At 65.0% G+C, this 13,368-nt stretch carries 13 protein-coding genes; 2 read left to right on the top strand and 11 right to left on the bottom strand.

The window, feature by feature from the left end:
• The 3 genes from ACFWAY_RS25790 to ACFWAY_RS25780 all read right to left on the bottom strand — a co-directional run bounded on the left by ACFWAY_RS25790 (position 1) and on the right by ACFWAY_RS25780 (position 2,869).
• Positions 1-777 (bottom strand): MlaE family ABC transporter permease, encoded by a 777-nt coding sequence (locus tag ACFWAY_RS25790; protein WP_378455082.1) that lies wholly within the window; start codon positions 775-777, stop codon positions 1-3.
• Positions 778-918: 141 nt separating this feature from the next.
• Entirely contained in the window at positions 919-1,713 is a 795-nt protein-coding gene (locus ACFWAY_RS25785; protein WP_378454993.1) for an MlaE family ABC transporter permease, read from the bottom strand.
• 52 nt (positions 1,714-1,765) lie between these two features.
• Positions 1,766-2,869: an NAD(P)-dependent alcohol dehydrogenase gene (locus ACFWAY_RS25780; RefSeq protein ID WP_378454994.1), complete on the bottom strand. Its 1,104-nt coding sequence runs from the start codon at positions 2,867-2,869 to the stop codon at positions 1,766-1,768.
• Positions 2,870-3,235: 366 nt separating this feature from the next.
• Between ACFWAY_RS25780 and ACFWAY_RS25775 the strand changes: the two genes are divergently transcribed.
• Positions 3,236-4,549 carry an NlpC/P60 family protein gene (locus ACFWAY_RS25775; protein WP_378454995.1) on the top strand — a complete coding sequence of 438 codons (1,314 nt, stop codon included), beginning with the start codon at positions 3,236-3,238 and terminating at the stop codon, positions 4,547-4,549.
• Between the two features lie 63 nt (positions 4,550-4,612).
• On the opposite strand, the gene ACFWAY_RS25770 is transcribed toward ACFWAY_RS25775, so the two are convergent.
• The 7 genes from ACFWAY_RS25770 to ACFWAY_RS25740 form a co-directional block, all read right to left on the bottom strand.
• Positions 4,613-5,038 (bottom strand): DUF2834 domain-containing protein, encoded by a 426-nt coding sequence (locus tag ACFWAY_RS25770; protein ID WP_378454996.1) that lies wholly within the window; start codon positions 5,036-5,038, stop codon positions 4,613-4,615.
• A 4-nt stretch (positions 5,039-5,042) separates the two neighbouring features.
• The gene (locus ACFWAY_RS25765; RefSeq protein ID WP_378454997.1) at positions 5,043-5,360 is read right to left on the bottom strand and encodes a 2Fe-2S iron-sulfur cluster-binding protein; all 318 of its coding nucleotides are present in this window, start codon (positions 5,358-5,360) and stop codon (positions 5,043-5,045) included.
• Between the two features lie 69 nt (positions 5,361-5,429).
• Positions 5,430-6,752: a cytochrome P450 gene (locus tag ACFWAY_RS25760; RefSeq protein WP_378512651.1), complete on the bottom strand. Its 1,323-nt coding sequence runs from the start codon at positions 6,750-6,752 to the stop codon at positions 5,430-5,432.
• A gap of 153 nt (positions 6,753-6,905) precedes the next feature.
• Positions 6,906-7,703 carry an SDR family NAD(P)-dependent oxidoreductase gene (locus ACFWAY_RS25755; RefSeq protein ID WP_378512650.1) on the bottom strand — a complete coding sequence of 266 codons (798 nt, stop codon included), beginning with the start codon at positions 7,701-7,703 and terminating at the stop codon, positions 6,906-6,908.
• A gap of 25 nt (positions 7,704-7,728) precedes the next feature.
• A complete protein-coding gene (locus ACFWAY_RS25750; RefSeq protein ID WP_378455000.1) occupies positions 7,729-8,883 on the bottom strand; it encodes an acyl-CoA dehydrogenase family protein in 1,155 nt (384 codons plus the stop codon).
• 226 nt (positions 8,884-9,109) lie between these two features.
• Positions 9,110-9,640, bottom strand: coding sequence for a MarR family winged helix-turn-helix transcriptional regulator (locus tag ACFWAY_RS25745; RefSeq protein WP_378512649.1), 531 nt, complete (start codon positions 9,638-9,640; stop codon positions 9,110-9,112).
• A gap of 54 nt (positions 9,641-9,694) precedes the next feature.
• Positions 9,695-10,675 carry a zinc-binding alcohol dehydrogenase family protein gene (locus tag ACFWAY_RS25740; protein ID WP_378455002.1) on the bottom strand — a complete coding sequence of 327 codons (981 nt, stop codon included), beginning with the start codon at positions 10,673-10,675 and terminating at the stop codon, positions 9,695-9,697.
• 36 nt (positions 10,676-10,711) lie between these two features.
• Here ACFWAY_RS25740 and ACFWAY_RS25735 point away from each other — a divergent pair, with 36 nt between their 5' ends.
• The gene (locus tag ACFWAY_RS25735; RefSeq protein WP_378455003.1) at positions 10,712-11,968 is read left to right on the top strand and encodes a lipase family protein; all 1,257 of its coding nucleotides are present in this window, start codon (positions 10,712-10,714) and stop codon (positions 11,966-11,968) included.
• On the opposite strand, the gene ACFWAY_RS25730 is transcribed toward ACFWAY_RS25735, so the two are convergent.
• Positions 11,956-13,365: an FAD-binding protein gene (locus tag ACFWAY_RS25730; protein ID WP_378455004.1), complete on the bottom strand. Its 1,410-nt coding sequence runs from the start codon at positions 13,363-13,365 to the stop codon at positions 11,956-11,958. The two genes, ACFWAY_RS25735 and ACFWAY_RS25730, sit on opposite strands and share 13 nt — an antisense overlap.
• Positions 13,366-13,368: the final 3 nt, after the last annotated feature.

The following is a 13,368-nucleotide window of genomic DNA, read 5'->3' as shown; positions in this document are numbered from 1 at the left end:
TCAGCCCGACACTTTCACGGCGCCGGCGGAGCCACCGTAGACGGCGATTCCGACGAGAAGGTCGATGACCATGATCGAGATCAGGGATGTGCGCACGGCACGTCCGACCGCGACACCGACTCCCGCCGGCCCGCCCTTCGCGTTGTAGCCGTGGTAGCAGTGCACACACATCACCACCACCGACATCGCGAGCACCTTCACCATCGACCACGCGACATCACTCGGCACGAGGAAGACGTTGAAATAGTGCTGGTACGTTCCGCTCGCCTCACCGAGGTACTCGGTGACCAATTGCGTGGCCACGTACCCGACGAACAACGCCACCGCATACAGCGGAATCACCGCGATGACCCCGGCTGTGACGCGAGTGGTCACCAGGTACGGCAGCGACGGGATCGACATGGTCTCCATGGCGTCGATCTCTTCGCTCACCCGCATCGCACCGAGTTGCGCGGTGAAACCCGCACCGACCGTTGCGGTCAGCGCGATGCCGGCGATGACGGGAATCGCCTCCCGGGTATTGAAGAATGCAGAGATGAATCCGGACAGCGCACCGATTCCGATGCGGCCCATCGAGGTCGCTCCCTGCTGGCCGACCTCGTAGCCGACCGCGGTGGTGAGAAGCGAGATGACCACCAGGGTTCCCCCGATCACCGCAAGGGCACCGGTACCCATGCTGACCTCGGCGAGCAGCCGGATCGTTTCCTTGCGGTAACGCCGAACTGTGTGCGGGATCGAGGTGACGGCGTGGCTGTAGAAGTGGAGCTGCCTGCCCATCTCCTCCAGATGACCAACCGGTGCACCGACCGCGCGGAGCGCGAGCCCGGCAACTTGTGGTCTCGCCCCGGCGGCCCGAGTAGCTTTCGACACAGAATTCTCCCGTTGACAGCCGCCTGTGCGGCTAGGTGTTGAGCGCTGTCAGTGCAGCGCAAGAGTGGTGATAACCGAGTTCGCGAGGAAGAGCAGCAGGAAGCTGAACACGACGGTCTGGTTCACGGCGTCTCCCACTCCCTTGGGTCCGCCCTTCGCGTTGAGTCCCAGATGACACGCGACGAGACCGGCAAGCATGCCGAACACCGCCGCCTTCACCTCACTGACAAGGAAGTCGGGCAGTCCCGTGAGGATCGAGATGGCCGTGACGTACTGCCCCGGCGACGCACCCTGCATGTAGACCGTCGCAAAGTAACCGCCCACCAACCCGACTGCAGACACCAGACCATTGAGAAACATCCCGATCAGAGTCGACGCCAGCACCCTCGGCACACACAAGCGCTGAATCGGATCGATTCCCAACACCTTCATCGCGTCGATCTCCTCGCGAATCGTTCGCGAACCCAGATCGGCGCAGATCGCCGTAGAACCGGCGCCGGCAACCACGAGAACGGTGACCACCGGCCCGATTTCACGGATGATCGCGACACCCGCGCCGGCCCCGCTGAGGTCGACAGCACCGATCTCGGCCAGCAGAATATTGATCTGGTAGACGAACATCATGCAGAAGGGAATCGCCATCAGCAGCGCCGGCATGATCGACACACCGGCGATGAACCACGCCTGCTGAACGAATTCGCGAGCGTGGAAGGGGCGCTTGAACATGCATCGGAACGTCTCCATCGACGTCGCGTAGAACGCGCCGACGGCCGTCGGCGCGACCTGGATGCCTTTCCTGACAGCGCTCGCCCTCGACGGGCGGGCTTTCAGATCAACTGACATCGAACGGCCTTCCTCATTGTTTTCGGAGCATCCGATACGGCGGAGCGGGTCATCATTCGTGGACGAGGACGACCTTCACGGCCTCACCTCGATGCTGCACGGCCACAGCTTCGTTGATCTGTGAGAACGGCATTGTCGTGATCAACTTGTCGAACGGGAATTTGCCCTGTCGGTGCAGATCGAGAAGGTACGGAATGAACGTGTCGGGGTCGGCATCCCCCTCGACGATCCCGCGGATCGTCAGACCGAACAGCTGCGTCGACATCATGCCGATCGGGATTGTGGCGGTCGGGTCGGCGGGGACCCCGATCAGGCCGAGGGAGCCCCGGACACCCAGTGACTGCAGGATCTGGTCCAGCACGGGCAGTAGGGCCGTCGTGTCGATCGCGTAGTCGACGCCGTCGGGCACGACTGCCCGAATCTGTTCGGAGAGGGCACCGTCCGCAGGATCGACCACGTGGGTCGCGCCGAGAGACAGCGCGAGCTCGCGCCGCGACTCGTGAGGTTCGACGACGATGATCACGCCGACCTCGCGGACCACGGCGGCAAGCACGGCCGCCAGGCCGACCGAACCCGCGCCGACGACGACCAGTGAAGATCCTGGAGCGATGTCGAGAGAGTTCAACACCGCGCCTGCGCCGGTCTGGATTCCACAGCCGAGCGGACCGACGAGTTCGAGAGGGGCATCGTCTGCGACCTTCACGACATTGCGTTCATGAGCGATGGCATGTGTCGCGAGGGAGGACTGCCCGAAGAAGTTGCCGCCGAGCGAGACGTCCCCCACGCTGAGTGCCGAACTGCCGTCCGGGCGCACACCACCGAAGTTGAACGCCATGAAGTTGTGGCAGTACGCAGGCTCGCCTTTCCCGCAGTGGGCACACTGGCCGCAACTGTTGAAGCTGATGGCGACCTTGTCGCCTTCAGCGACCTTGGTGACTCCCGATCCCACCCTCACGACCGTGCCGCTACCTTCGTGGCCGACGACGCCCGGAAGGGGGAACGGGAGATGGCCCTCCTTGACGGCCAGATCGGTGTGGCAGAGACCGACGCCGGCGATCTCGACGAGGACTTCGTGTTCCGCGGGTTCGCTCAGAGACACGGTCTCGATGGCGAAGTCGCCCGCGACTTCGTGGACTACGGCGGCGGTGATCTGCACGACTGCTCCTCATTTCAGGTGTTCGCCCGAGGACGGGCATCACTTGCGTAGGTGCGATGTTAGGTAGATCACAAGCTCTGGAAACAGGGATGAGCGGCAAGTTCGCTCCAATCTCCCCCCTTTTACCCCCGATGGGACTACGGCACACGAGGGGTCCTGTCCCCCTGTGAAACTTCTCCACGCGGAGCCGAGGCTCGTGTGTCGGAGGCGACGCAGGACCGGCAGTCGGTGGGCCGCGGGAACTCGATGCCCCCGACGAAGTACCGAAAACACCCCATGGTGTGACGCGTCGAGTGCACGCATGAAGAGAGACTTGAATCACATTCCGCGATCATCTCGATCGATGTCCCATCTCAGGAGGAACCAGTGTCTGTTGATCCTTCGGCGCTCATCATGGGGGTCGCCGCCGCAATCGGCGGCATCGTCCAGGGTGCCGATATGCCCGATGCGGCAGAAGATTTCGCCATGCAGCAGATTTCCGCGGTGGCGGATCAGGCGGCAGCCGTCGACGTGACCATCGACGACTACATCGAATTGCTGCCCGAACATTCCCGCGAGCCCGCTCGGCAGGCAGTCGACACGGCTGCCGAGACGGCCCAGAGCGCGGTGGCGCCGTTCCTGCCGCCACCCGTCATTGCGGTTCCTCCTGATATCGGCATCGACGAGTCGCTGCCGGGGGCATCCGCGGAGCCCGAGGTGGTCGGGTCTGCAGAGGAGTCGGTCGTTGCCGACAGCACTGTGCCGGAATTAATTCCGCGCGCGGAGGGTGTTGTCGCCAGCAACGTCGCAGCCGGTCCGATGCCGATCGGCTCGATCGCCGTGTTCGTCCCCTGGTTCACGAAGGCGGGCGGAATCTGCGAGGGAATCACCGCGCCCGTTCTCGCAGCGCTGTATTCCGTCGAGAACGGGTTTCGGTACGGAGTCACCTCACCGCTGTCACCGTCGGGTGCGCGTGGACCCGGACAGTTCATGCCGGGCACCTGGGCGCGATACGGCAAGGATGCCGACGGCGATGGAAAGGCGGACGTTCTCGGAGTCGCCGATTCTGTGATGGCATCCGGGAACCTGTTGTGCGACATGTATAGCGAGATCGATCAGTGGAAGGTGGAGGGTCTCGTCTCCGGCGACACCCTTGACCTGACTCTCGCCGGATACAACGCAGGGATCGGAGCGGTACGCCAATTCGGGGGAATGCCCAGAGGGACTGACGACTACGAGAACCAAACCAGGCCGTATGTCGCGAAGATCCGTGCGTCGGAGGAGCGGTTCGCGTCGGTTCTGCAACTCCTGCGAAGTGATTCGGGGGGTGTGGGTGGTCGCATCGTCCAGGCAGCGATGCAGTATCTCGGCTTGCCGTACGTATGGGGTGGCGGCAGCGTGAAGGGCCCGTCCTCCGGAGGGTTCGACTGTTCCGGTCTGACGTCATACGCCGTGTACGACGCGACCGCCGGACTCATCCTCCCGCGCACGTCGGAGACCCAGTGGAACGTCGGTGTCGAGGTCCCGCTGTCCGACGCGAGTCCGGGCGATCTGTTGTTCGGCAACTGGGGCTCGGGAGGGCCCGGCCATGTGGCGATCTATCTGGGAAACGGTCAGATGGTGCACGCGCCGACGACGGGTGACGTAGTTCGGGTCGCACCGGTCTTCGAGGGCATGAAGGCGCGGCGAGTGGTGTCGTAGGAGGTCGAACGGGGCGAGGCCCCTACGTCGAGCAGCTCTCGACGTAGGGGCCTCGGTTGGTCCCTAGCCTCGCCCGACACGGGACGCCGGGTTGTCCGGTGTCGACGCGTCCGGTCGACCGTAGGCGGCGCGCGCCAGGAAGCGTTCGCGAGCAACGAGATAGAACGGGAACGCCATGGAGACGCCGATATAGGACAAGAGCACGAAGACCACGCCCCACTTCCGGCCCATGCCGATCCGTGCGGTGTCCGTGAGCACCCAGACGATGAAGACCGTCCACGCGATCAGCATGTCGATGCTCAGGAAAGCGCCGGTGCCGCCCGGCTCGATTCCGTCTCCGAAGAATTCGACCGGGTTGAGGATGTTTCCGCCGTCGCGCATCCAGTCGAACGCGAACGGCCAGGTCAGGAGTAGCGCCGCGATCCCGGCGACGACGTAGAAGGCGTGTCGGACTTTCATCGCGGTGTTCCCGCGCAACTGCGTGGTCACGACCTCACCTGCTGTCAGCGACGCGGACGTGGATCTCGGCCTCGCTGTCAGCGACGACAAGCTGGCAGGAGAGACGGGACTCGTCGTCCGCGGCGTCGAGATAGGCGATCAGATCCGTCTCCTCGTCGGTCGGTTCGGCGAAGAAGCGGGTGTATTGCTTCGGGAGGTGGACGTGGCACGTAGCGCAGGCGCAACTGCCGCCGCATTCGGCGACGATGCCGGGAAGGTTGTTGCGGAGCGCTGCGTTCATGAGCGTCTCGCCGGGTTCGACATCGACGTGCTCCGTCGACCCGTCCGGCAGGTGATAGGTAACTTTCGTCATGCGCTGAGGGCACTTTCTCACTCGAAGGTGGTGCGCCGAGAGTCATCTCCGTCTCGGCGCACCACCTGGTCAGGCGAACGTCAGGTGGACGGGGAGGTGCCGCAATCCGCCGACGAAGTTGGTCTGGATCATCTTGGGTTCGCCGGTCACCTCGACGCGATGAAGCTTGGGCAGCAGTTCCTCGAGCATGACCTTCATTTCGAGCTTGGCGAGATGCTGGCCGATGCACATGTGCGGTCCGTAGCCGAACGCGATCTGCTTGTTCGGACGCCGGTCGATGTCGAAGGTGTCCGGGTTGTCGAACACGTCGGCGTCGCGGTTACCGGACTGGAACAGCAGCATCAGGCGGTCGCCGGCCTTGATCGTGCTCCCACGGAGTTCGTAGTCGGTGAGTGCGACGCGGGTGAACTGTTTCACCGGAGACACGATCCGCAAGGCTTCGTTCACCAGGTGGGGAACCAAGCCGAGGTCTCCCTGTACTCGCTCGAGGATGTCGGGACGCGCGGCCAACTGCTGCAGGCAACCAGCAAGGGTGCTCGCCGTGGTGTCGTGGCCGGCGGTGGCGATGGCGACGAACCACCCGTAGGCGAATGTCTTGGGGAAGTACTCGCCGTCGGCATCCTTCGCGACCGCGATGAGAGTCGCCAGATCGTCGCGTGGTTCTGCTCGCCTGCTTTCGACGAGAACATCGAAGTAGGCGTAGAAGTCGGAGATCGCCGCTGCCCACTGCTGTGCTGCGGCATCGGGAGACAGGCTCTCGATGTCCTCACGTGTCGCATCCGGGTCGGCGACCCCGAAGAGGTCTTGTGTCAGTGCCATCATGCGCGGCTCGTCTTCGACCGGGACACCGAACAGCGACATGATGACGTGCAGCGGGAAGAACACCGCGAATTCCTGTACGGCGTCGAGGTCCTGGCTCCCGGACACGAGCCGATCGACGGATTCCTTCGCCGTCTCGCGGATGCGTTCCTCCCACTTCTTGAGGTTGGCCGGCCGGAACCAGTCGAACGCGACATCCTTGACGGTGGAGTGCTCCGGGGGATCGAGGTAGGGCAACGCGTCCAGGATGCGAAGACTTCCGCCGGTGAGTTGCTTCGTGAATTCGTCTCCCGCCTGGTTGGCGAGTATGGGGTTGTGCGAGCCCTTGTTCTCGCCGCCGCCGGCGCTGAAGATCTGCGGCTGTCGCTCGATCTCCATCAGATCGGCGTGCTTGCTGACCAGCCAGAGCGGGTCGTATCCCTCCACGCGTGCCTGCCCGAGCGGCCGGTTCTCGCGCAGCCACCGGTAGGCCTCGTACAGTTTCGCGTCGTCGGTGTGTCCTTCGGCGAGAACGATCTGCCGTGCTATCTCATCGGGAATTGTTGCGGTGTCGGCGGATTCGACCGTCGTCATGATCAACCTTCTCTCTGGTGTGGGCTCAACAGCGCCGGGACGTACCGGCGCGGTCGCCCGGTGTCCGTTCATGCTGTGACTCGAGTCTCATGCATGAACGGCACCCGTGCGTCACCCAGACGAGGGGTTTCGCCCCCGATTCGGAGGCAGTTCTCAGGCCGCCGAGATTCCCCCGTTGACGCTGATCGCCTGTCCGGTCAGCCGGCGCGCGGCGGGGGAGGCGAGGAAGACGGCGAGCGCAGCGAGGTCTTCGGATTCGGGGACGCCGAGGTGGGCCTGCTGTGCTGCCTTGGCGAACAGTTTGGCACTGAACCCGTCGGAGGTGATGCGTCCGGTCGACCCGGTGCCGGTGACCAGCGACGGCGTCAGGACGTTCACGCGGATTCCGCTGCGCTTGGCTTCGATGGCGAGCGTGCGGGTGAACATGACGATCGCCGCCTTCGCCGCCCCGATCACGGACTCGCCGGGCGTCGCGGTCTTGGCTGCGTCCGATGCGACGTTGATGATGACGCCACCCTTCCGCGCCGTCATGTGGGGTACGATTTCGCTCGCGAGATACATGCACGGGAGCGCGAGTTGGTTGAAGATGCGCGCGATGTCGTCGGTGGGAATGTTTGCGAACAGTTCCGGTCGGGTGTCGGCGGCCGTCGTCGACACGAGGACATCCACGCCGTCGAGGATCCGCTCGGCTTCGGACGCGATACGGGCGGCGCCGTCGACGGTGGTTGCGTCTGCCGACAGGAAGGTCACCTCGCACGACGAGTTGTAGGACGAGATGCGTTCGACGGCAGTCTGTCCGCGTTCCGTGCTGCGCCCGACGACCATGATGCGCGGTGCGCCGGCCTGAGCGAGGCCGACGGCGGTCGCGAGCCCGATCCCGGCCGTGCCGCCGACGATCAGCCCGCTGCTGTCCTTCAGCTCTTTCGGCGGTGAGATTTCATGCGTTCCCATTGTGAACTCCTTCAGGGTGATGTGGTCAGAGAGATACTGTGCCGCGGGCGAAGATGTCCTTCGCGATGATGCGCTTCTGGATCTCGGCTGTGCCGTCCGCGACGAGGTACGCGGTGACGTCGCGGTAGCGATGCTGCAGAGGCGATTCGGTGGAGTACCCGAGGTTTCCGTGTACGCGCATGGCGAACTCGATTGCGTTCTTGGCCACGACGGGAGGCCACCACTTACTCATCGACGCCAGGGCCGTGTGCGGCTGGGCGGTTTCCCGGAGCCACAGCGCCCGGTAGCAGATCCAGCGTGCTCCTTCCAGATAGGTTGCATGCTCAGCGAATTGGAATGCGAGTCCCTGGTGCTCGGAGAGTGGCTGCCCGAACGTTTCTCGTTGCTGCGCGTACGCGGCGGCTTCCTCCAGGCTCTGTTTCGCGGCGCCGAGGCACATCAGTCCGAGGGCAGCTCGACTGAAGTCGAAGTGGTCCATAACCGAGTGAAAGCCCTTGCCGAGTTCGCCGACGAGATGCGATTCGGGAACGAAGACGTCGGATAGATGAATGCCTCCCCAGCCCAGAGGAAGGCAGCCCATGCCTGGCATGTGGCTGACCGTGACGCCTTCCGCGTCGAGCGGCACGACGAAGCAACTGACACCCCGAGCACGGCTGGATCCGGGCTCTCGCGCGTAGACAAGTGCGGCAGTGGCATTCATCGCCCAGGAGATGGCCGTTTTCTCGCCGTTCAGACGCCATCCGCCCTCCACTGCCGTTGCGGTGGTGGTCAGCGCACTCGCATCGGAGCCCGAGCCTGGTTCGGTCAACGCGATGGCGATGGTCTGCTCACCGTTGATGAGGGGAGGGAGGTAGCGCTCCTGGATCTCGTTACGGCACAGCGCCAGTTGAGAGGCGACCAAACCGATCTGGACGGGTGCCGATGCCATGTTCACGTCGCCGTAGGCCAGGGTCTCGGTGGCGATCCCGAGGAGAACGGGGTCTTCGGTGCCCGTGCCGCCGTACTGTTCGGGCAGGCCGATGCCCAGCAATCCGAGGTCGCCGAGCCTTTTCAGAATGTCGAAGGGGAAGTCCGTTGACGCGGCTCTGTCGCGGTAGCCGGGAAGTAGGACTCGGTCGCTGAACGCGGCGAGCGTCTGTCGGAACTCTTCGTGTTCGTCGGTGAATGCGAATGAAACCATCGGAGTGTGCTCCTGTGCGTGACTCGGCTGGGGGATCACGGCGAGGGAGCGTTGTCGTGCAGTGAGAAGCCGGACGGCCCGTTCCTCGTCCCGTGAGAACTATTCTAGGTTTGAATAGTAGGGCGTCAAAGCTAGTGGGGCAAGAGGTGTGCCGGGTCGTCGTACTGTGTGGGGGATGCGGCGGCCGGGTCCGACACCTCAACCGCGAGAGGGTGTCCGGTAGTTCTCAGTGCCCGGTTTCGACGTCACCGACGGCGCGACGTACGTGTTGCAGTTGTTCGATCAGCGCTTCCAGGGTGTCGGTGTCGACGGGCGCCAGGCCGAAGCGCACCGCGGCGAGGCGATCGTTCGCTTCCTCGACCACCTCCAAGCCGGCCGGGGTGAGGGTTGCGAGAACGGTGCGGCGATCCGTCGCGTGGGCTTTGCGTTCGACGAGGCCCGCCTTGACGAGTTGGTCGACCGCCATCGACACGGTGGTGGGGTGGACCATGAGGTACTTGCTCAACTTGCCGAGCGTGCGAGTTCGCTGCTCCGACAGTTGCAATGACGTCAGAATGAGATAGGCGTTGCGCGACAGGCGAAGTGAGCGCAGTTCCTGGTCCATGGCGCGCACGATCCACTGGTGCGTACGGAGCAACGCCATCGTGGTTCCGAACTCCAGATCGGCCGAATCACGCCGCCGGGACCATTCGGCTCGCATCCAGTCGATCACGTCGTGGCGATCGTCGTCGGTCGGCGTCGGGAGTTCACTCGCCACTGGGCGTCCTCTCGTCGTCACCGAACCGCGTCGAGGTAGATCATAGAACCGCGGTCAGTCGTGCGAGAGAACGACCTTCCCGAACCCGGCTCCCTGTTCGAGATATTTGTGCGCGGCTGCTGCCTCTGCGAGCGGGAATACCGCGCTGATGGGTACGGGTGGGACGGTTTCGGTGTCCAGCAGTGTCAGTAGCCCCGCGAAGTCCCGCGGGCTGCCCATCGTGGTCCCGATCAGTTCGTACTGGCCGAAGTAGAAGGGCCGGACGTCGAGGGTGGCGAGCTCGTTACGCGACGCGCCCAGCACGACCAACCGGCCACCCGGCCGCAGTGCGGCGATGGACTGTTCCCAGGTCCCCACCGAATCCAGGACGAGATCGAATCCCTGACCGTCCGGGGTGAGCCGGCGAGCATCTTCCGGCCATTCGGGGTCGGTGTAGAGCACGCCGTTCGCCGCGCCGAGTTCCCGTGCCTGTGCGATCTTGGCCGCCGAGGAGGACGTGACGGTGACGTTGGCGCCTACTGCGGAAGCCAGCATGACGGCCATGGTCGCGACGCCGCCACCCGCGCCCAGGACGAGCAAATTCTCGCCGGCACCGAGACGGCCGCGCGTGAACAGGGCGCGGTAGGTGGTGAGTCCGACGAGAGGCAGTGCGGCGGCCTGCTCCCAGTTGAGCCCGCGTGGTTTGGGGGCGACGCAGTCAGCGGGAACCCGTACCAACTCGGCATACGTGCCTCGTTGGTGATCGCCGAGGATCTCCCACTGTGCGCTCGGCGCGGCGTCACGATCTCCCCACCACAGCGACGGGAGGACGAGAACCTCCTCGCCCGTGTCGGTGCGAATACCTGCGCCGTCGGCGCCGAGTACGTGCGGCAGTGGTGACGAATACTTGCCCTGGCGGACGAGGACGTCGTGCCAGTTGAGTGCGGCCGCCTTGAGGCGGACGGTGACCCAGCCCGAGCTCGCTACGGGATCGGAAATCGACTCCATCTTCAAGACGTCCGGTTCCCCGAACTCTCGCAACACCACGGCGTCCACAGATAGTCCTTTCGGTCGTACCATTCGCACGGTAGCATGTTTATCGTGCGCATTCGGCGGTGGTTCCCCCTTCTGGTTGCGGCGGTGACGGCGTTGAGTGCGGGTCTGGTCGCGGTGGCTGGACCTGCAGTGGCCGAGATCCCGCGACCGTCCGAGGACGCGTTCTACCAAGAGCCTGCCGGCTACGAGGCGCAGCCCGACGGGACGATTCTGCGATCACGGCCGGCAACAGCGACAGCGTTGAGCGTGCCGATACCGGTCGATTCCTGGCAACTGTTGTACAAGTCGCTCGACTCCCACCGAGAACCGGTGGCCGACGTCGCCACGGTCCTGGTCCCGAGAACGCCGTGGACGGGCGATGGTCCCCGACCCCTTGTCTCCTATCAAACCGCGGAAGACAGTCTCGGATCTCGGTGCGCACCGTCCTACGCGCTGACTGCGGGGCTCGGAGCCGCGACGTCGAACGCCGCATCGGAGTCACTGATGATCGCGTATCTGCTGTCCCGTGGTTGGGCGGTCGTCACCGCCGACTACGAAGGACCGGAATCCGAGTTTCTCGCCGGACCACAGTCGGGCTACGCGGTTCTCGACGGCATCCGCGCCGCGCGGAATTTCGTCCCGGCAGGACTGGACGTGAACGCGCCGACGGGCCTGTGGGGCTACTCCGGTGGAGCCTTCGCCACGGCCTGGGCCGCGCACCTCCGGCAGACCCATGCTCCCGAGCTGGGGCTGGACGGAATAGCGTTGGGCGGGTTACCTGCCGACCTCGAGGCAACCATGCGGAATGTCGATGGCGGGTACGGTTTCGGCCTCACCTTCGGTGGAGTGACCGGCATCGATCGTGCGTATCCCGAGATGCGCCTGAGCGAGCTGTTCACCACACAGGGCCGGGCAACCATGCAGGCCAGCAGCGCGGCATGCACCGTAGATCTCATCGCGACCTACGCGTTCCGGTCGCTGCGCGACTACACCGTCGACCCTCGCCCCTTCGACGTTCCGGTATTACGAGATGCTCTCGCGGAGAACAGCCCTGCCGTGGGCACTGCCGGGGCGCCGATCTACAGCTATCACGCGGACGGGGACGAACTGGTGCCCGTCACGGTCCACGACGACTTCGTTCGACAGTCCTGTGCCGCGGGTAGCGCGGTGCAGGTGGTGCGGTATCCCGGCGGTAGTCACAACACCACGCTGATCTCCGGAGCGCCGGGTGCGATCGACTTCCTTGCAGCACGTTTCGCCGGTCGGGCTGCCGTGGACGATTGTGTGTACACCTCCGAATCTCAGAGCGGATAGTGCGTGAGCACCCCCATCGGATCGTGCCTCTGCCGCAGTTCTCGTAGTCGGCGAAGGTTTCCGCCGTAGGCCGCGTCGATCTCGGCGCCGGTCTCGGGGAAACCGGGCCGCAGTTCGACGCTGTAGACGCCGATCGTGTGGGGCGCGAGCGCGTCGAGGGTGCCGCCCGCCCAGGACAGGCAGGCGGCGCCGTCGTAGGGGTCGGACCAGATGGCGTTGAGTGGGATGTTCCACTCGCTGCTTCGGCCCCAGAACGCGGTGTCGGCGTCGCCGACGTCGGAGAGGGCACCGCCGGTGTGCTGGAAGTCGATACGACATTCCCGCGTCGGCGCGCCACGGATCTGGGTGGCCAGAGCCTCCGCGAGCGCGGAGTCGAGGGTCGGTCCGGTGAAGACGGCTTTCCCGAAGAACGACCCCCGGCGCTCGCCCGGTTCGGGCAGCCGGATCGGTTCCGGTTCCTCGCCGTCGGGGCCGGGTGGCGCGAATTCGGGTAACCCGGTGAGGTACGTGCCGGACATCTCCGATCGGTACAGCACGCTGCCCGACACGTCGGCGACCGTGGTGGCGGCGGCCCGGGCGCGGTCGATGGCGGATTCGTCCCCGCTCGCACACGCGGTGTACACGAAGAGGACGGGTTCGTCGGGAGACAGTGCGCTGTAACCGAGTACCGCGCCCATCGTCGTGTCCCGTGGAAGCGTCGGTGCGACACGGAAGTAGGTGGCGAGCGCTTCGAGTCCGAGCACCATCCGGTCGACCCACACCGGACCTACCGGGTGGGTCCGGAGCACCGCCGACGTCACGACGCCGAAGCACGGTGCGCAACCCCGGACCGCCCACCACAGATCCGCCTCGTCGCCGGTGCTGGCTTCGGACAGATGGACGACTTCGCCGGACGGCAGCACGAGTTCGACCTCGACCAGCTGATCGAGTGTCAATCCCAGACTGCGCGTGAGGTATCCGACACCGCCTCGGGTGACGAGTCCGAAGCCTGCGTGGCCGACGATCCCCACCGGCACCACCCGCCCGGTGGGTGCGAGGGCGTCCAGCATGGCTCCCACGGTGGCGCCGCCGGCGACGACCACCCGGTCGTCGTCGGGTCGGGCCGTGTTCAGGTGCGCCGACAGGTCGAGCATGACGGCGTCGTCGGCGACGCAGTTGGAACTCAACCCGCCGCCGCGGACGGTGACGGTGCCGCCCGTCCGATGCGTAACCCTCATGACGGTGGAGACCTCCTCCACGGACACCGGTTCGACGACGCAGGACGGACGGCGTCTCGCGGCATCGGGAAAGAACACTCTGCCCAATGCGCTGCGGTAGTCGTCCGTGTCCGGCAGATGAACCCGGTGCGGGAGAACCGCCTTCAACTGCGCGACACATTCCGCGGATGGTGAATTCACGAG

The organism is Rhodococcus sp. NPDC059968 (assembly GCF_042738615.1).
Lineage (GTDB): Bacteria > Actinomycetota > Actinomycetes > Mycobacteriales > Mycobacteriaceae > Rhodococcus_F.
Note: the sequence above shows the minus strand (reverse complement) of the source record. Positions and strands in the feature narration are given on the sequence as shown.